Here is a 17707-nt window from a genome sequence, read left to right on the forward strand (position 1 = left end):
CTTAGCGCCAGCGTCGGGGCGCCAGGACCACACGACTTCGCCGTCCGCTGATGCTGTGTTCGTCGTTCACAGCACCCGCGTCCACCGCATCTCACCGCAACGTTCGTGACGATCGCGATGCGCCCCTCATTCGGGTGAGACGCGCGGAGTTAAATCACTGATTTGCCCGACGGCGAAAGCGATATGTTTTTTGCGGCAAGGCTGGACGGAGCAAATCACGTTGAAATCACTGCAAGAATTCGTGTGTTCTGACTCGTGCTCGGGGCGCTTTCTCAAGGGGGTGGCGCAGCTACACAAGCTGCGACCTACTGTTTCCTTGCGCCGAAGGCCGGCATTGCCGCTCACAAGCGCGATCGACGAATTCCACCGCACCCCGCGGAGGCGGCAAAGGGCGGCCGTCGTGCCTCACGAGCGGATACACTTCGAAAAGCCTTGAATGCCGGCCCTTCACCCAAGCGGCGCAAGCCAGTCTATCGCGCGGTTCCGGAAGCAGACGTTGGCTTCCGAGTGAAGGCTGATCGATTCGCGACGGCATTACGGATGTAGCGTTCTCCGCGGGCCTGGAAATACTGCGGCAACACCGAAAGTTCATGATCTCCAGCCAATTGCATTGGGAGAGTGCAATGCGCATTGTCGAAGACATAGATGGGAAGGCCAGAATGTCCCGACGGCGGGCAAAGTGGCCCAAAAATTTGCGCAGTTTGCCCTGCGCCACGCCCGATCGATTTCCGAACAGTTCACGAGACTTCGGCCCGCCGACCACATTTGCGGTGATGTCGACTGAGCATGTTGATCAAGTGGCTCCCCGCAAGCTCTAACTGCCAGGAGCGCGGCGTTCGGTGGTCACCTTTTCCGTCAATCCCAAAACGACAGCGGTTCTGGCGATTGATCTTCAGAATTGCTTCGTAGAGAATTCACCCGTGGCAGTGCCGGACGGCATTCGCGTTGTCGAGCGGATCAACGGCCTCGTGCGCAGGTTTCGAGAGGCTGGATCGCTCATCGTCTGGACTCGGCACGTGGTGCGTCCGGACCATGCGGATGTTGGGATCTTGGGGATCACTGCTCCGCCGGTGAGTGCAGGGATCATCGACGAGGACGGCCGTTCGTCAGCGCTCCATGCTGCCGTTGATCTGGGGAAGGCCGACATCATCTTGGGCAAGCCCCAATTCGGCTGTTTTCAAAGCACCTCGCTGGACTCACTCCTGCGCGCCCGAGGGATCGACACGGTTCTGATCGGAGGGATCGCCACAAATTTCTGCTGCGAGACTACTGCGCGGGAAGCTCACGCCCGTGAGTACAAGGTTTTGTTCCTTAGCGACGGTACCGCAACGTTCGATCTTGCAGATTCCAAGGGAGAGATGATCGGCGCCGCTGACTTGCAAAGACACACGCTGGCCACGTTGGCGTTCGCCTTTGCTGAGGTTCTGTCCTGCAGCGACGCGGTAGGGCGGCTCGTGTCCGTCGCCTGCTAGTACCTGCTCTCAGAAGAAATAGGAAACGATAGAAGGAGCCGGCCATGCACAGGACACTCGATCCTAGCCGAGACAGCCGATACGACAGTGCCCGTGAGCGGGCTCTCTCCCTGCCGCTGGAAGAGTTCGACCCCGGAGATCCCGAGCTGTTCCGCTCCGATACCCATTGGCCCTATTTCGACCGGCTGCGCAAGGAAGATCCCGTCCACTACACCAGCGACAGCATGTTCGGCCCGTATTGGTCCATCACCAAATACGACGACATCATGGATGTCGAAACCAATCATGAGGTGTTCTCCTCGGCCTCGGCGCTTGGCGGCATCACCCTGGTCGACGTGGCGTCCGACCTGCGCCGTGAGAGCTTGATCAACATGGATCCTCCGCGCCATACCGCGCAGCGCAAGACGATAGCGCCAATGTTCACCGCAACGCATCTCGAACAGCTCGCAATCGGCATCCGTAAGCGCTCTGTCGAATGCTTCGGCAATCTGCCGACCAATGAGGTGTTCGACTGGGTCGACCGGGTCTCGATCGAGCTGACGACGCAGATGCTGGCTGTGCTGTTTGATTTCCCCTGGGAGGATCGCCGCAAGCTCACGCGCTGGTCCGACGTCGCAACGACAATTCCGGGCCCTGGAGGCGTCGTCGCGACCGAGGACCAGCGGCAGGCTGAACTCGAAGAATGCGTGCGATATTTCAGCCGGCTCTGGGAAGCTCGCATCAATCAGCCGCCGAAGAGCGATCTGCTGTCGCTCCTGGCGCACAGCGCGGGCACGCGCGACGTGAACCCGGGCAACTTCCTCGGCAATCTGCTGCTGCTGATCGTTGGCGGGAACGAGACCACCCGCAATACCTTGTCGGGCAGTATCTATGCGCTGAACCGGCATCCGGCGCAGTATGAGAAGCTAAGGAAGAATCCTGCCTTGATAGACAGTCTCGTGCAGGAGGTGATCCGCTGGCAGACGCCGGTTGCGCACATGCGACGGACGGCACTTGCCGACATCGAGTTTCGCGGCAAGAAAATCAGGAAGGGCGACAAAGTCGCTATGTGGTACGTCTCGGCCAACCGCGACGAAGATGCGATCGAGAAGCCGTACGACTTCAGCATCGATCGCGAGCGGCCGCACCGACATCTGTCGTTCGGCTTTGGCATTCACCGATGTGTCGGGCTCAGGCTCGCCGAGCTGCAGCTCAAGATCATCTGGGAAGAGATCCTGAAGCGTTTCGGGCGCATCGAGGTGGTCGGCGAACCCAAGCGAGTGTATTCGAATTTCATCAATGGCTATGAGACCCTGCCGGTTCGGATTGCCGGATAGCAGAGCCGTTCAGACCGAAGCAGAATCTGATCCATGGCGTCGAGCGAAAGGGAGCAGGCACCGGATGCTGGAACATATTCGTTCGCTGGAGAGAGCCAGGTTTTCGGCAATGATGTCGGGCGATCTCACAGCGCTGTCTGCACTACTGGACGACGATCTGATCTATGTTCATTCGAACGGCCAGGCTGACAGCAAGGATGAGTACATCGAGAGCCTTCGTCAGGGCCGGATCACCTATGACGAGATATCGGTGACCGCCGACCGTTTCTGGCAGGTCGAGGGCTGCTTTGTCCTGGTCCAGTTCGTATCGGCCAGAATGCGCCTCGGTGCAGGGGCGGAGCCTGTCGACAGGGCGCTGACAATCATGTCCGTGTGGCGACTTGCCCCGGCCGGCTGGCGATTGGTTGCCATGCAGTCAACAGCAAGGCCTGACGGCACGACACCGTAGTTGCTGTGCATGGGGTGGAAGGCATAACCGCCATCATTGGCGCAATGGACCGAGGGTCAAAGCGCGCTCGCGGCTTTAACAAGTTGTAAACTTCTATTGATCAATTTGACTGACCTAGCCCATGTAGCAAGGAGCTCCAAATGTTGCGCCGCGAGCGTAAAGAGTTGGAACGGAAGCTTGCGCAAACCCGACGGCTGGCACAGGAACCGACCGATCTGTTTACGCTCGAGCGGTTGGCGCAGCTCATCGAGGAATTGGAGTTCCAGTTGGAGGCCGGTCGCGTCGCTGCCTAGAGCATGATGCGTTTTGGTCGAATCGGCCCGTCCACGCGTTTCACCTCTCCCGCTTGCGGGAGAGGCGTAGGCCCGCCTACGGCGGCCGTTCTTAAGAACGCCGAAGCGAAGCTTCGGCTATGGCGTAGGCGCCGGGTGAGGGCTCTCTCCACACGGTCGGACAGCTTGAATCGCGGAGAGACCCCCACCCCAGCCCTCCCGGAGCGAGCTATGCTCGTCTCCCCCGCAAGCGGGAGAGGGAGCCCAGCAGCGATCGCGGATGCAATTCGACCTGATTTCATCGCGCTCTCGGCGCGCGCTCGTCTGTCGTAAAAGCTGCGTTTGCCGCATCTCTCAGTCGGCTGCCGTGACGACGTAGTCGGCGAATTGCACGTGACTATCGGCCTTCGACCATAGACCGACGCGGCCTGAGACGGGCTGGGCCAATGTGTGCTCTAGATAGAGCTTGCCATCGAGATAGCCCTCGACCTTCGTGCCAACGATGCGGACCTTGAGGTCGTGCCATTGGCGCGTGGCGGTCGGCGTGTTGCGCACCCATTTGACCGACGAGCGCTTGCCGTTCTCGAACTTCCAGAGCACGAGGTTGTTTTCCAGACAGTTGGCGCGGATGGTCAGGTAGTTGCCGTTCGGCTTCAGGTTGAACAGGATTCCGGCACCCTGATCGATGCGGCCGGACAATCCCTGGAAGCGCACCGTGATCTCGCCATTGGTGAAGTCTTGGATGTTGGGCGCGATCACGTAGGGGAAATAGGCATAGGCCTGGACCCGGTCGAGGAACTCCGCGTAGCGCTCGCCATAAAGCGCGCGCGCCTTGTCGGCGATCTCGGCAGACGATTCTCCCTCCCTCCACTGCCGGCCGTCCACCGCGAGCACCTTCTTGCCGCTATCGTTCTCGATCCGCCAGATGCCGACGACCGGCACGAGCGATTTCGGTTCGGCGCCAACGGTTTCATCTCCGAAGTCGATCTTCGTCGGCTGCCCAGCGAGCGCCGGCAGCGCTAGCGCTGCGACAATCATCGCAGCAGCGACGGGCCTGATGCTTCCTCCTGCGGTCATGATTGAGCTCCTCTGCAGGTGAACGGGGATTTGGCCGGCGGGCGTCGGCTCCACCACCACGCGCCCGCGATCAACAGCGGTAGTCCGCCGACGAACCAGAACAGTGCCGCATCCGCCGTGGCGACCAGCGGATAGCCCGGATATTCGTCGCCGGGTGCGGACGCGGGCGGTTGCATGCCGGCGAGAGCGTACAACAGCGGCAGGACTTCGCGCGGGCTGGTCGAGCGGCTGACGTCCGATCGGGCGCCGTAGGAATATTCGATTTCGCCATAAGCATCGTTGGCCGGCTGGCCGGCGGCATCGCGATGGCTGCCAATGACAATGATCGAAACATTCGGCATCGCGCGATCGAGCTTTGCCAGCACGTTGCGCTGCAGATCGGCATAGCGTGGATCCTCGGGTGCGAGATTGACCTTGATGACCAGAGGCAATCGGAGCGTGGCGAGCAGCCGCTGGTCGGCAGCCGGGAAGGAGTTTCGCCGGTCCTGGGTGACATCGACCGATTGCTTGATCTGCGTCGTCATGCCGAGGGCCAGCAAGACGGCGAGCACGCATGGGACAGAACGCATGCACTTGGTTTGCGTTGGCGTGCCGGGCGGCAGCCAGACGGAGGCGAGGGCGGACAGGCCTGCGATTGCGCCGATGATGCCGAGCACCGGCCCGGCGGAGAACAAGCCCTGTTCGAACGGGCGCAGCGCTTGCGTCAGCGATAGTTGTGCGACAAAGGCCGCGACGCCGGAATGGCCGGCGAGGGTGAAATCGAGCACCCATGATCCGATCGTCACCGCCAGCGCGATGATGGCTGAAGTGGCCGAACTGTCGGCAATGGTCGCGGCGAATAGTGCGATCGCGCCCACGAGCAGGCCGTAGAGCAGATGGCCGAACAGGAGATTGACGGTCTCGGACGCCGCAAGATGCCCACCCATCATCGCCCAGATCGCGAGTGCTGAAAGGGCGGGGATGCTTGCCAGGATCCAGGCCGCGAGCACAGCGGCGAGCTTGGCAAGAATGAGCGTCGAGGATCGATAGGGCAACTGGATCAACAGGCGCAGCGCGCCCGACTCCTTTTCCTGCCCCAGCACGCGGATCGCCACGAATGGGAACAGCAGCGTGACCGCGACGTAGAAAGCGCCGAATGTCGGCACCAGAACGCCGTCGAGCGGCGACAGGCTTGCCGCCAGAACTGGAGATTGCCGCGCGGACGCGCTCGCTTCGCCATAGAGCGAGACGGCCTGAACGAAACTGTAGCCGATCAACGGACAGACCAGGAGCAGCATCGTCCATAGCGCGCGGCCGCAGACGATCTCGGCCAGTTCCTTTGCAAGCAACGGAGTGAGCGGCGCCTCGCGAGCGAGATATGGTTCAGGTGAGCGCAAGGAAAATATCCTCCAGCGAACCGCCCGTCAGCGCGGCTTTCGCGCGCAATTCGCCGAGAGTGCCGATACCGCGCACCTTTCCTCCGGCGAGCAGCAGAAAGCGGTCGCAGACACGCTCGGCATCCGCGAGCTGGTGGATGGCGAGGATGAAGGTGCGTCCCCGCGCCGCTTCCTGGCGGATCAGGTCGATGATGGTTCGCGTCTGCCTGATGTCGAATCCATCGAACGGCTCGTCCATCACCAGCACGTCGTGCGGCGTCAGCAGGCCGAGCCCCAACAGCAACCGGCGATTATAACCCTTGGACAGTGCATGCACGCGCTTGCCAAGGACCGGCGTCAATCCGACGGCAGTGACCGTTGCGGCTGCCTGCGCCTGCGTTCGCTTGTAGACCCGCGCAAAGAAGGTCATGGCGTCGATCGCGAACCGGTCCTGATAGGGCCGTACTCCGTCGGGCAGATAGAACAGCGCTTCCTTTCTCCGCGGCGGCGGCAATTCCTCGCCGCACCAGAACACGGCGCCTTGCTCCGCTGCAAGCAGGCCCACGAGCGCTTCCAGCAAGGTCGTCTTACCGGCCCCGTTCGGACCGACAATGCCAAGGATTTCGCCGGTCGCGACGGAAAATGAGACGTGCGCGACCGCCATCTCGCGGCCATAGCGCTTGGTGAGGTTTTCCACGCGCAGGAGCTCGCAGGGCTTATCGCGAGCAGCGGCATCCGCAGGGATCATGGACCGCTCCAATCGCGGCGGGCGCACACATGGGCTCCTTTCTCACTTCTGCGCCACGGCTGTCTTGTCGAGCGCGGCGCGGATGCCTCGGGCGAGCTTCAGTGCGTCGTCGTTGGCCCAGAAATGGATGAAGAACATCCGCGGCTGCTCGTCGAGCATGTGACTGTGGATCGCGGTCACCTCGATGTCGCCGGCGCGCAGGGCTCGGATCAGCGGATTGACCTCGTCGCCGGTGACGAGGAAGTCGCCGGTGATGGCGGCCTTGCCGCCACCGGTCGGCTGGAAGTTGATCCCGTTGGCGCCGCCCATCGCGGGGGTGACCGCCATGCCTGCTTCGGTCGCCGGCTCGCGGCGCGGGATCGTGAACTGATCGACGCCGCCGGTGACGTTCCCCTTGGCGTGCATGATCTCGTCGAGCTTCGCGGTGTCGAGGTCGACGGCGGGTGTCGATCCGCCGGTCGTCGCCGCCGGTGGTTCGAACGGCGTCTTGCTGCCGGTCGACAGCGCCTCGTGGATCGCGGTGGCCAGCTTCGCCGGATCGCCATGGCCGGCGACATGCATGTAGAACGTCGCGGGCGAAGCGCGCAGGATGTGGTTGTGGACCGCCGTGATGTCCAGGCCGCTGTTCAAGAGCTTCGTCATGACCGGCGTGATCTCGGATTCGAGCAGGACGAGGTCGCCCATCACCATCGCCTGGCCGTCCATCGGTGTGAACGCCACCCAGCCGCCAAGCGCGAGCGCGGGCTTGATAGCTACGCCGTCGAGCGTGACGTGCAGATCGGACCGCGGCAGGCCATAGCGATGGACCTCGCCGCTGACGGTGGCGGTCTTGCCGAGCGCTGCGTCCACCTTCTTCCAGTCGATCGCCTGCGCGTGAGCTTCCGAGATGAACGGCTCCGCAAAGATGTTCCAGTCGACGGGCTGCGCCGACGCGAGGCTCGGCAAAAGCAAGGCCGCGGCGATGGCGGCAAAACGAGTTTTCATGGTCATGGGGATTGGCTCCTCTTGTTGGAGTTCGTGTACTGGAGATGCTTGTGCTCGCGGCGGCAGCGCGCAGCTCTACCGCCGCTCCTTGATTTGACCGCTGCTGTCGACGACGATCTGGACTTCCTTGCCGTCCTTGACGGCCTTCACGACGATGCCTTCGGCCGTCGATTTCATTTCACCGACCTGCGAGTAGCCGGCGGATTCGAGCTTCGCGACGAGTTCCTGTTGCGTCAGGGCGTATGCAGGCGACAGCACGCCCGTCATCATCAGGCAAAGGGCTGCACCGGAGATCAGTCGCATCATGGTCTTTGCTCCCGGGTTGTGCCTCCAGCCCGCTTGTCTTGTTGATATCGTCATCCTGCCGGCCTCCGCATGCGGTCAGATGATGCCGGTCAGGCGCAACAGGATGCCCGTGATGCAGGACGCCGCAAGGACGACAAGCATCCCCACATTGAAGCGGAAGATCGCGGTGGCGGCCGCGATCGACAACGCCAGCGCCGCCCAATCCACGCTGCTCAGCGCCGGTGCATCGAAGGAGAGGCCGAAGCCTTGAACTGGAAAAGTCTGCCGGAAGATCGTGTGCAGCGCGAACCAGATCGAGAGATTGAGGATGACGCCGACGACCGCGGCGGTGATCGCCGAGAGCGCACCGGCGAGCGCCTTGTTGCCGCGCATGGTCTCGATGTAGGGACCGCCGAGGAAGATCCAGAGGAAGCAGGGCGTGAACGTGACCCAGGTCGCGAGCAGCCCGCCGAGCGTGCCCGCCAGCATCGGAGACAGTTCGCCTGCCTCACGGAACGCCGCCATGAAGCCTACGAACTGGACGACCATGATCAGCGGTCCCGGCGTCGTCTCGGCCATGCCGAGGCCGTCGAGCATTTCGCGGGGCTCGACCCAGTGATAGTAGTTGGCCGCCTGCTGCGCCACATAGGCCAGCACGGCATAGGCGCCGCCGAACGTCACCATCGCCATCTTGCTGAAGAAGATCGCGATCTGGCTGAAGACATTCGACGGGCCGAGGCCAACGAGCAGCGCGGTGACGGGAACGAGCCAGAGCGCAAGCCAGATGGCACCGACGCGCAGCGCCCGGGACGCGCTTGGCCGAACGTGCTCTGGGACTGCTTCGTCGAGCATGCTGTCGATCGCGGCGGGATTCTTTCCGCCGTGCTCGAGCGCGGCGAATTCCGGCCTGTCGAGCCGTGCGCCGATGTAGCCGATGACACCGGCAGCCACGACGATCAAGGGAAACGGCGCCGCGAAAAAGAAGATCGCGACGAACGCGATCGCCGCGATCGCGATCATGACCCGGTTGCGAAGGGCGCGCTTGCCGATCCGGACCACCGCCTGGATCACGATCGCGAGGACGGCCGCCTTGAGGCCGAAGAACAGCGCCTCGACGAAGCCGACATTGCCGTAGGCGGCGTAGATGTAGCTCAGCGCCATGATGGCAACGACGCCGGGCAGGATGAACAGGCCTCCGGCCACGACCCCGCCGACAGTCCGGTGCAGCAGCCAGCCGATATAGGTTGCAAGCTGCTGCGCCTCGGGTCCGGGCAGCAGCATGCAGTAGTTGAGCGCATGCAGGAAGCGCGCTTCCGAAATCCAGTTCTTCTCCTCGACGAGGATGCGATGCATCACCGCGATCTGCCCGGCCGGCCCGCCGAAGCTCAGGATCGCGACGCGCAGCCAGACCGCGAGCGCCTCGGTAAAGGCGATGCCGTGCGCCTCGCCGGGCGAAGCGGCTTTGGAGTCTGCGGCGAGGGTGGTCATGGCTTCACCTTGCTGGTCGGCCAGTTATGGGTCTCCTTGGTCGCGTCGCGGCACCAGCGATAGAAGGCGTCGTAGAGAAGCAGGCCGGCGTTGAGCTGCTCGAGGTCGTCGTCGTACATGCGCGACAGGCCGAGCGACGCCGCGAGCAGGCCCGGCGCCTCCGGAGACAGATCGAGCCGCGCGGTGTCGGCCGCGCGCACCATGACGGCGAGCCGCTCGAGTGCGGGCGTGGACAGCCCGAACTCCTGCACCATCACATCGAAGGTGCAGAGCTCGCCGCGGTGGCTCCAGAACACATTCTCGATGTCGAACGGCGTGGCCGCGAAGCGCTCGGCGACCGCCACGACTTCCGCAGGAGTGACGAACAGGAAGACCGCGGCGGGATCGACGAACCGGCGAATCAGCCAGGGACAGGCGATGCGATCGATCTTCGGCCGCGATCGCGTCACCCAGACGGTGCGCCCGCGCCCGTCACGCTTCGGAATCCTCTCGGCGGGCACGGTGGGCAGTTCCGCCTGTTTCCAGCCGAGATGGCCGCCTTCCAGGATCTCCGCCGCGATGCCGTTGTGGCGGAGCCAGGCGGCGGCGCCTTCGCTGAGCTTCTCGCCCTTGTTGCAGATGACGATCGCCGAGCGCCCGGCCAGCTCTCGCGCCCAGTCGTGAACGTCGAGATGTGAGCGGCGCGTCGCGCCCGGGATCAGTCTCGGATCCGCCGCGAAGTCGTCATCAAGGCGGACGTCGATCAGAACAGGCACGCTGGCCGTGCCAATCAATCGTGAAAGCTTGTCAGGGGAAATGGATGTGTATGAAGACATGCTGCGTCCCTCATCGTTAAGGACGCGATACTTGGGCATGTCGCCTCGCGGGGAGATCGCCTAATCCCCGTGAGGCAAAATAAACTCCTTGCTGCCGGCCATGTCAATCGACGTCGCGATGCGTCCGCAGTCCTGACAAATCCCTGATCGGATGTTCCGATCGGTTCCGCGACATGTCGAAGCATGGCGATGTCCGTCGCCCCGCTGCATACTGCGACGTGCATTTCGCGGACGAACCGATAACGCACATCTTGTTGACCGTCCCTCCTGATTGACGCCCCAGATCTGTGGTTCGATCTTGCTCTTGAACCTGGCAATGGGGCCGGGATGGAGATCATCTGATGAGCGCCGTGAACGCAGTTTCTGGTCCGGTCGTGACTGCCGTTGCGCCAGCCGATATCGAACGGGCCATTTCCGTTCTGGTGCTTGCCTTCAGCACCGATCCGGTGGCGCGTTGGACCTATCCGGATCCGGACCAGTACCTCGCATCACTCCCGGCGTTCGTGCGCGCATTCGGCGGCCGCGCCTTTGAGCAAGACACGGCGCGCTGTGCCGACGACTATGTGGGCGTGGCGCTGTGGCTGCCGCCGGGCATCGAGCCCGACGAGGCGGCCCTCGCAGCGACCATGCCGGCAGGGCGAGAGTCCGAGATGGCTGCCGTTTTCGAAGGGATGGCGGCCTATCATCCCCATGAGCCTCATTGGTATCTGCCGCTGATCGGTGTCGATCCGGTGTATCGCGGCAAGGGTCGTGGCGGAGCGCTGCTGGGAGACGCCGTTCGGCTGTTCGATCGGGATCATGTTGCGGCCTATCTCGAATCCACCAACCCGGCCAACATCCCGCTGTATCAGCGACATGGCTTCGAGCTCCTCGGCACGATCCAGGCGGGGACATCGCCGCCACTGTTTCCAATGCTGCGCCGGGCTCGCTGAGGGCGCCGGCTTCGGCTGAAGCGTTCCGCGCAAGTTCACCAAAGCGATCGCGTGTTCCAGAGGGCGACGGCTATCTGCCGGGCGTCAGCGTCGCATCGTGTCGGCCTGTTTCCCAATAGGAACAAATGGTCGCTGCGATGCAGCAACCGAAGATTGAATTGTCCGATGACAGACCGGGGAAAGGAGATGTAGCCTCACGAAAAATCAAATGCACGGGAGGATGGCATGCCAGACGCAATGGTTGCAGCACGTGCTTCAGAGGCGACAAACGGCACGGCGCAACAGGTCGACGTCGCGGTGGTGGGGGCCGGGTTCGCCGGCCTCTATCTTTTACACCGGTTGGCCAAGGCTGGCTTCAGCACGGTGGCGTTGGAGGAGGCCGACGACGTCGGCGGCACCTGGTACTGGAATCGCTATCCCGGCGCGCGTTGCGACATTCAGACCATCGACTACAGCTACACATTCGATCCGGAGCTGGAGCGCGCGTGGCAATGGTCGGAGAAATACGCGACCCAGCCTGAAATCCTGCACTATCTCGGCTTCGTCGCCGATCGTTATGACCTCAGGCGTCATATCCGCTTTGGCACCAAGGTCACGGCGGCGACGTGGGATGAGGCCGCGGAGCGCTGGCTGCTCACGACCGATAGTGGCGCGGCCGTCTCGTGCCGCTACTACATCATGGCCACGGGCTGTCTCTCCGCGCCCAAGCCGCCGGAGATCGACGGGGTCAAGGACTTCGAGGGCGACGTCTATTTCACCAGCCGCTGGCCGCATGAGGGAGTCAACCTCGCCGGCAAGCGCGTAGCCGTCATCGGCACGGGATCGTCGGGAATCCAGTCGATCCCAATGATTGCGGAGCAGGCGGCGCACCTCACGGTTTTCCAGCGCACGCCGAACTTTGCGCTGCCCGCGCACAACGGTCCTCAGCCGGCGGATCGGTTCGCGATGCTGGAGGGTGACCGCGCCGGCTATCGCGAGCAGGCGCGCTGGTCGCTCACGGGCGTGCCATATCCGCAGCAGACCGTGGTGAGTTGGCAATTGAGCGATGCCGAGCGGCGCGAGCGCTTCGAGCAGGCCTGGGCCGCGGGCGACCTCGTCCATGTGCTGACGCAGCTCTGGGCCGACCAGGGCGTGGACGTCGACGGCAACACGCTGGTCAGCGAGCTGATTCACGAGAAGATCCGCGCAGTCGTGAAGGATCCTGATACGGCCGAGGCGCTCACGCCGCGCGACCATCCGTTTGGCGCCAAGCGTCCCTGTCTCGATACCAACTATTATGCCACCTATAACCGTCCCAACGTCACGCTGGTGAACCTGAGGCAGGAGCCGATCAAGGAGATCACGGCCTCCGGCATCACGACCGAGAAGCGCAGCTTCGATCTCGATGTGATCGTGTTCGCCACCGGCTTCGACGCCATGACCGGCGCCATCAAGGCGGTGCATCCGATCACGGGACGTCACGGAAAATCGCTGTCCGACGTCTGGTCGCACGGACCGCAGACTTATCTCGGGCTGACCGTCGCGGAGTTTCCCAACCTGTTCATGATCACGGGGCCGGGCAGCCCGTCGGTGCTGTCGAACATGGCGGTATCGATCGAGCAGCATATCGACTGGGTGGTCGATCGATTGATCGCGCTGCGCGAGGCGGGCTTCACCACCATCGAAGCGACCGAGACGGCGCAGGCCGGTTGGGCGCAGCACATGGCCGACTGCGCGACGGTCACGCTGCATCGGCTCGCCAACACCTGGTACACGGGCGCAAACGTTCCGGGCAAGGCGCGCGGCGTGATGCCGTATACCGGCGGCGTCGGCCCGTATCGCAGCATCTGCAACGAGATCGTCAGCCGCGGCATGCTCGGCTTCAAGCTCACCGGGCCGAACGTTGCAGAGCAATGCAACGACGGCGAGGTCGTACGCCTGCAACCGGATGTGCGGCTCGTGCTCGGCATGCTCGCGGACATGAACCTGCCGCCGATCGAGTCCCTCGGCGCCCAGGGCGCGCGCGACTTCCTCGACGAGTTCAACAAGGGCCGTCCCGCGGGCCGGCCGGTCGGAGAGATCGTCGACGGCACGCTTCCCGGCAATGACGGTCCGCTGCCCTATCGCCTCTATCGGCCGGCGACGCCGGGGCCGCATCCGATCGTGGTCTATTTCCATGGCGGCGGCTGGGTGCTGGGCGACGAGCAGTCGGACGATCCGTTCTGCCGCGACATGTGCCGGCGAAGCGGAATGATTTTCGTCAGCGTTGGCTATCGGCATGCGCCCTGGCACCGCTTCCCGACCGCGGCGGAGGATGGCTTTGCCGCGACGCGCTGGATTGCCGAGCATGCGGCCGAACTCGGCGGTGTGCCAGGACCGGTGCTGGTCGCCGGCTGGAGCGCCGGCGGCAATATCGCGGCCGTCACCTGCCAGCTCGCGCGCGATCGCGGCGGCCCCGAGATCGCGGGACAGCTCCTGCTGACCCCGGTCACCGACTGCACGTTCGACCGGCCGTCCTACACCGACAATGCGACGGGTTACTTCGTGACGCGTTCGCTGATGTATTGGTTCTGGGACATCTACTGCTCGCCCGGCGACCGGACCGATCCGCGCGTCTCGCCGCTACGCGGCAAGCTGGAGGGCTTGCCCCCGGCCTTCGTGGTGACCTGCGAGTTCGATCCGCTGCGTGACGAGGGGATGGCTTACGCCGAAGCGCTCGCTGCTGCCGGCGTACCGGTCGAGCAGCTCAACGCCCGCGGCCATTTCCACTGTTCGTTCACCATGGTCGACGTGATTATCACCGGCGTCAGCGGACGTGTGCGGATGGCCGAAGCCTTGCGCCGGTTTGCCGGGCTGGGTGACGAGGGGGCGGTGCCTATCGGCGTGGCCGCGGAGTAGAAGAATGTAGAACGTAGGATGGGTAGAGCGAAGCGAAACCCATCAAATCGCATCGACTGAAGCGAAACCCATTACTCTCCGGGATGAAGGTGATGGGTTTCGCTGCGCTCTACCCATCCTACGCGTCTACGCGCTGTCTCGCGACGTCCGCCTCGATGTGGCGAAGATATCCCAACTCACCATGAAGATCGCGGCGATCAGCGGGCCGATGACGAACCCATTCAGGCCGAAGACCTCGATGCCGCCGAGCGTGGAGATCAGCACGACGTAGTCGGGCAGCTTGGTGCCCTTGCCGACCAGGAAGGGACGCAGCACATTGTCCACCAAGCCGATGACGAGCACGCCATAGGCAATAAGACCGAGGCCCTGCCATATGGCGCCGGTCGCCAGGAAATAGATGGCAACGGGGATCCAGACCAACCCGGCGCCGATCGCCGGCAATAGCGACAGGAAGGCCATCAACACGGCCCACAAGATCGGCGCGTGAACGCCCAAAAACCAGAACGCCAGTCCGCCGAGCGCGCCCTGAGCCATCGCGACCAGCACGCCACCCTTGACGGTGGCGCGGACGACATCGGCGAATCGCGTGAACAGCGCGGACTTCCGATCGGCCTCGAGGGGAACGGCCTCCCTGATCCTATCAGCCACTGCCTTGCCGTCGCGCAACAGGAAAAACAGAAGATACAGCATGATGCCCAGGCTGATCACGAAATCGAATGTGTTCATCCCGATGCTGAGCGCCTGAGGCGCCAGAACCTGTCCGCCCTTCATGAGGCCGGACGTCAACGTTTCGCGCAGGGCCGAAAGATCGCCCAGGTTGAAGCGATCCAGCCAGCCGGTCGCCCACGCAGGCAGCGCATCGAAAACCCGCTGGACGTAGCCGGAGAAGTTGTACTCCCCGGACTGTATCTTTGAGTAGAGACCGGCAGCTTCTCGAGCCAGGGACGTCGCGATGATAGCGAGCGGCAGCAGCACCATCGCGATGATAAGCAGGACCGTGATCGAGGCGGCGAGGGTCTCCCTTCCGCCGACCGATCTCAATATCCTCCGGTTGACCGGCGCAAAGATGACGGCCACGACGATAGCCCAGAGCACCGCGCCATAGAACGGCTGCAGGATCCAGGCGAACGCCAGGGTGACGACGAACAGCAGCAGCAGGAAACCTTGATCTTCAATCCGTCGCACGGCCGTCTCGCTTTCACCTTTGCAGCCATCTTCCATACAACGAATCCGATGCGGGCTCCGTTCACGGACTTGTATAACGCCTTTCGGCCCGCGCCGTGCCGTAGCGCTCTACCGACTTGCATCTGCTCAATGATTCCCACGCTCGATTGGGCCGGGGGACGTCCGCCAACGGCCGGTCAGCAGCGAACGAACTCAGAGAATCGCTTCGATACCTTTGCGACGGATTACGTCAAGCAGGACAAGCGCCGGGCCGGTCGGACGTCTAACCCCGCGTTCAAGCTGCGAGACGTATCCCACGGTCAGGTTGAGGTAACGCGCGAAAACCGCCTGGCTAAGGTTGGCGTGTTCGCGGAGAGCCCTGATTTGGCGTCCCGTCAGCGACGCCTTGACGGCGGGAGGGATCTCGGCCTTGTGCCGCATGGTGATCTTCTCGTGCTCGGCTTTTGTCAGCAGGCCGCTCGCGCGCATGTCCAGCGCCGTCTCCAACAGTTCTTTGGTGAGCCGGCTGGTTCTCGTCTTTGGCTTCTTAGTCTTCGCTGCCATGTCGCACCTCGATCAAGGTTCCGTCCTTGAGGGCTTGTTCGATCTTTGGATCGCTGGCGTTCAGGAAAGACTCGGCGATCTGCCGCAACGTCACCAACTCCGCATCATCGATATTTTCGCGTTCGTTTTTCGCGAAGCCGAACAGGAAGACGGCTCGATGAGAGCCAAACCCGACAAGCAGGCGAAAGCCTCCTCTCTTACCCTCTCCCGGCCTCGCAACACGCTGTTTGATAATGCGGCCGCCAAGGTCGGCGTCGATCAAGCCGCGCCGTGCGCGTTCGACGGCGGAAACCAGACTGGTATCGGGGATGCCATTCTGACGGGTGAACCTCGCAAGCGTCTTGGTCTTAAAGATGCGCACAAGCTCTTCTCTAATTCCATAAACTATAGTTTATAGCGCTATAGATAGCAAGGGCCGAGCTCGACGAGTTCTGTCTGCTACAAGCTGGAGAACCTGATCGCCGCAAGTGTACTTCTGCAATGCTGCACTCGCTGGTGCGTGACGTCGTCATGCGCCGGTATTCTCCCACAAGATGCCTCCGTCCCATTTGGCGGAGATGTCGCATCCTGCAAACGTCGTCATAGTCTCGCGCCGAAAAAGAAACGTGGAGGAAACATGACGGAGAGCACCATTGAGACGATCGCTTCGCCGGTCGAGGAGGGCGGGGCGGTATCGCCCAGGAAAGTGTTCTGGGCGACCTGGTTCGGATGGATGCTCGATGGCTTCGACTCCTCCATGTACAGTTATATCCTGGTCGGCGCGCTCTCGGAATTGTTGCCGGCGAGCGGGATCGAGGCGAGCCACGCCAATATCGGCATCTATGGCGGCCTCCTGTTCTCGATCTTCATGCTTGGCTGGGCCTGCTCGATGGTGTGGGGCTGGGCGGCTGACCGCTATGGCCGCGTCCGGATCATGTGCTGGACGGTGCTGGTCTATTCGTTGTTCACGGCACTGTGTGGGCTTGCCACCGGCGTCGTGATGTTCGCTCTGTTTCGCTTCATGGCGGGCTTTGGCGTCGGCGGCGAATGGGCGGCGGGTACGCCGCTGCTGCAGGAATCCGTGCCCGAACACACAAGGGTGAGATTGGCCGGCTGGCTGCACACGGCGACGCCGACAGGACTGTTTCTCGCCGCTGCCGTCACGCTGATCGGCGGCAGCGTGCTCGGCTGGCGCGGCATGTTCCTGCTCGGCATCCTGCCGGCGCTGTTGATCGCGTACTTGCGCAGCAACATCCCAGAGCCCGCCCGCAGCCACGCGTCCAAGACCAAGACCTCCGTGGCGGCGCTGTTCTCGGGCGCGCAGGCGCGCACCACCTGGGCGGCCGCGCTGATGATGGCCTGCATCATCTTCGGCCTGTGGTCATCCAACTTCTGGGCGCCGACGGTGATCATCACCAAGCTCACCGCGGCGGGCGCGACGCCGGCCCATGCGCAGCAGATGGGTGCGGTCGCGGGTTTGATCACCAATGTAGGCACGCTGACCGGCTGCCTGCTGATGCCATGGATCACTGGCTACCTCGCAAGCCGCCGCCGGACGGCGGTGCTGTTCTTCATGGGCTCGCTGATCTCGGTGGTGGTGAGCTACAAGATCGCCATCGAGCAGCTCGACAACCTCGCGCTGTTCCTGGTCCTGCTTCCGGTGCTCGGCTTCTTCACCAACGGCGTCTTCGGACTGTTCACGATCTGGCTGCCGGAGATGTTTCCGACCGCCTTGCGGGGATCCGGCTCCGGCTTTGCCTTCAGCATGGGGCGCGTATTGGGCGCGGCCGGCCCGACCCTGATCGGCGCGCTCGCTGCAAAGACCGGGAGCTATCCGCTCGCGATCTCGCTGCTGTCGCTGATCTACGTGGTCGGCCTGCCTTTCATCGCGATGGCGCCCGAAACGGCGGGGAAGCCGCTGGCAAAGTAGA

General features: G+C 63.1%; 17 protein-coding genes. 7 read left to right on the forward strand and 10 right to left on the reverse strand.

All coding sequences use genetic code 11. The features are described 5' to 3' along the window. The first annotated feature begins 839 nt into the window (after window positions 1-839). The 4 genes from K288_RS0106420 to K288_RS53540 all read left to right on the forward strand — a co-directional run bounded on the left by K288_RS0106420 (window position 840) and on the right by K288_RS53540 (window position 3529). Window positions 840-1472 (forward strand): isochorismatase family cysteine hydrolase, encoded by a 633-nt coding sequence (locus K288_RS0106420; RefSeq protein ID WP_160168943.1) that lies wholly within the window; start codon window positions 840-842, stop codon window positions 1470-1472. A 44-nt stretch (window positions 1473-1516) separates the two neighbouring features. Then, on the forward strand, window positions 1517-2788 hold the full coding sequence (locus K288_RS0106425; RefSeq protein WP_027578782.1) for a cytochrome P450: 1272 nt from the start codon (window positions 1517-1519) through the stop codon (window positions 2786-2788). A 64-nt stretch (window positions 2789-2852) separates the two neighbouring features. Continuing rightward, entirely contained in the window at window positions 2853-3236 is a 384-nt protein-coding gene (locus tag K288_RS49475) for a nuclear transport factor 2 family protein (protein WP_051334390.1), read from the forward strand. A gap of 140 nt (window positions 3237-3376) precedes the next feature. Next, window positions 3377-3529 carry a hypothetical protein gene (locus tag K288_RS53540; RefSeq protein ID WP_160168944.1) on the forward strand — a complete coding sequence of 51 codons (153 nt, stop codon included), beginning with the start codon at window positions 3377-3379 and terminating at the stop codon, window positions 3527-3529. Between the two features lie 333 nt (window positions 3530-3862). Here the strand turns inward: K288_RS53540 and K288_RS44880 are convergent, their stop codons facing one another. The 7 genes from K288_RS44880 to K288_RS0106470 all read right to left on the reverse strand — a co-directional run bounded on the left by K288_RS44880 (window position 3863) and on the right by K288_RS0106470 (window position 10260). Then, window positions 3863-4585, reverse strand: coding sequence for a hypothetical protein (locus tag K288_RS44880; RefSeq protein ID WP_051334391.1), 723 nt, complete (start codon window positions 4583-4585; stop codon window positions 3863-3865). Continuing rightward, window positions 4582-5961: an ABC transporter permease subunit gene (locus K288_RS0106445; RefSeq protein WP_043159420.1), complete on the reverse strand. Its 1380-nt coding sequence runs from the start codon at window positions 5959-5961 to the stop codon at window positions 4582-4584. Before K288_RS0106445 ends, K288_RS44880 begins: the two co-directional genes overlap by 4 nt. Continuing rightward, the gene (locus K288_RS0106450; RefSeq protein WP_051334392.1) at window positions 5948-6688 is read right to left on the reverse strand and encodes an ABC transporter ATP-binding protein; all 741 of its coding nucleotides are present in this window, start codon (window positions 6686-6688) and stop codon (window positions 5948-5950) included. Before K288_RS0106450 ends, K288_RS0106445 begins: the two co-directional genes overlap by 14 nt. 42 nt (window positions 6689-6730) lie before the next feature. Then, window positions 6731-7678, reverse strand: coding sequence for a DUF1259 domain-containing protein (locus K288_RS0106455; protein ID WP_027578786.1), 948 nt, complete (start codon window positions 7676-7678; stop codon window positions 6731-6733). 69 nt (window positions 7679-7747) lie between these two features. Further along, window positions 7748-7975: a PepSY domain-containing protein gene (locus K288_RS0106460; RefSeq protein ID WP_027578787.1), complete on the reverse strand. Its 228-nt coding sequence runs from the start codon at window positions 7973-7975 to the stop codon at window positions 7748-7750. A 78-nt stretch (window positions 7976-8053) separates the two neighbouring features. Beyond that, on the reverse strand, window positions 8054-9445 hold the full coding sequence (chrA, locus tag K288_RS0106465) for a chromate efflux transporter (RefSeq protein WP_027578788.1): 1392 nt from the start codon (window positions 9443-9445) through the stop codon (window positions 8054-8056). Continuing rightward, window positions 9442-10260: a sulfurtransferase/chromate resistance protein gene (locus tag K288_RS0106470; RefSeq protein WP_027578789.1), complete on the reverse strand. Its 819-nt coding sequence runs from the start codon at window positions 10258-10260 to the stop codon at window positions 9442-9444. Before K288_RS0106470 ends, chrA begins: the two co-directional genes overlap by 4 nt. Before the next feature lie 341 nt (window positions 10261-10601). Here K288_RS0106470 and K288_RS0106475 point away from each other — a divergent pair, with 341 nt between their 5' ends. After that, window positions 10602-11192, forward strand: a complete 591-nt coding sequence (locus tag K288_RS0106475; protein WP_043159421.1) for a GNAT family N-acetyltransferase — start codon at window positions 10602-10604, stop codon at window positions 11190-11192. A 225-nt stretch (window positions 11193-11417) separates the two neighbouring features. Next, the gene (locus K288_RS0106480) at window positions 11418-14069 is read left to right on the forward strand and encodes an alpha/beta hydrolase fold domain-containing protein (RefSeq protein WP_027578791.1); all 2652 of its coding nucleotides are present in this window, start codon (window positions 11418-11420) and stop codon (window positions 14067-14069) included. Between the two features lie 126 nt (window positions 14070-14195). Here the strand turns inward: K288_RS0106480 and K288_RS0106485 are convergent, their stop codons facing one another. The 3 genes from K288_RS0106485 to K288_RS0106495 all read right to left on the reverse strand — a co-directional run bounded on the left by K288_RS0106485 (window position 14196) and on the right by K288_RS0106495 (window position 16158). Beyond that, window positions 14196-15254, reverse strand: a complete 1059-nt coding sequence (locus K288_RS0106485; RefSeq protein ID WP_027578792.1) for an AI-2E family transporter — start codon at window positions 15252-15254, stop codon at window positions 14196-14198. Window positions 15255-15446: 192 nt separating this feature from the next. Beyond that, the gene (locus K288_RS0106490; protein ID WP_152535422.1) at window positions 15447-15722 is read right to left on the reverse strand and encodes a helix-turn-helix domain-containing protein; all 276 of its coding nucleotides are present in this window, start codon (window positions 15720-15722) and stop codon (window positions 15447-15449) included. A 58-nt stretch (window positions 15723-15780) separates the two neighbouring features. Then, window positions 15781-16158, reverse strand: a complete 378-nt coding sequence (locus tag K288_RS0106495; protein ID WP_027578794.1) for a type II toxin-antitoxin system RelE/ParE family toxin — start codon at window positions 16156-16158, stop codon at window positions 15781-15783. Window positions 16159-16413: 255 nt separating this feature from the next. On the opposite strand from K288_RS0106495, the gene K288_RS0106500 reads away from it, so the two are divergent. Beyond that, window positions 16414-17706, forward strand: a complete 1293-nt coding sequence (locus K288_RS0106500) for an MFS transporter (RefSeq protein WP_027578795.1) — start codon at window positions 16414-16416, stop codon at window positions 17704-17706. Window position 17707: the final 1 nt, after the last annotated feature.

Source organism: Bradyrhizobium sp. Ai1a-2 (genome assembly GCF_000426245.1).
Classification (GTDB): domain Bacteria; phylum Pseudomonadota; class Alphaproteobacteria; order Rhizobiales; family Xanthobacteraceae; genus Bradyrhizobium.

Coding starts and splice junctions, on each gene's coding strand:
- K288_RS0106425 (WP_027578782.1), top strand. CDS start 1,517: ATGCACAGGACACTCGATCCTAGCCGAGACAGCCGATACGACAGTGCC.
- K288_RS49475 (WP_051334390.1), top strand. CDS start 2,853: ATGCTGGAACATATTCGTTCGCTGGAGAGAGCCAGGTTTTCGGCAATG.
- K288_RS53540 (WP_160168944.1), top strand. CDS start 3,377: ATGTTGCGCCGCGAGCGTAAAGAGTTGGAACGGAAGCTTGCGCAAACC.
- K288_RS44880 (WP_051334391.1), bottom strand. CDS start 4,585: ATGACCGCAGGAGGAAGCATCAGGCCCGTCGCTGCTGCGATGATTGTC.
- K288_RS0106450 (WP_051334392.1), bottom strand. CDS start 6,688: ATGATCCCTGCGGATGCCGCTGCTCGCGATAAGCCCTGCGAGCTCCTG.
- K288_RS0106455 (WP_027578786.1), bottom strand. CDS start 7,678: ATGACCATGAAAACTCGTTTTGCCGCCATCGCCGCGGCCTTGCTTTTG.
- K288_RS0106460 (WP_027578787.1), bottom strand. CDS start 7,975: ATGCGACTGATCTCCGGTGCAGCCCTTTGCCTGATGATGACGGGCGTG.
- chrA (WP_027578788.1), bottom strand. CDS start 9,445: ATGACCACCCTCGCCGCAGACTCCAAAGCCGCTTCGCCCGGCGAGGCG.
- K288_RS0106470 (WP_027578789.1), bottom strand. CDS start 10,260: ATGTCTTCATACACATCCATTTCCCCTGACAAGCTTTCACGATTGATT.
- K288_RS0106475 (WP_043159421.1), top strand. CDS start 10,602: ATGAGCGCCGTGAACGCAGTTTCTGGTCCGGTCGTGACTGCCGTTGCG.
- K288_RS0106480 (WP_027578791.1), top strand. CDS start 11,418: ATGCCAGACGCAATGGTTGCAGCACGTGCTTCAGAGGCGACAAACGGC.
- K288_RS0106490 (WP_152535422.1), bottom strand. CDS start 15,722: ATGCGCGCGAGCGGCCTGCTGACAAAAGCCGAGCACGAGAAGATCACC.
- K288_RS0106500 (WP_027578795.1), top strand. CDS start 16,414: ATGACGGAGAGCACCATTGAGACGATCGCTTCGCCGGTCGAGGAGGGC.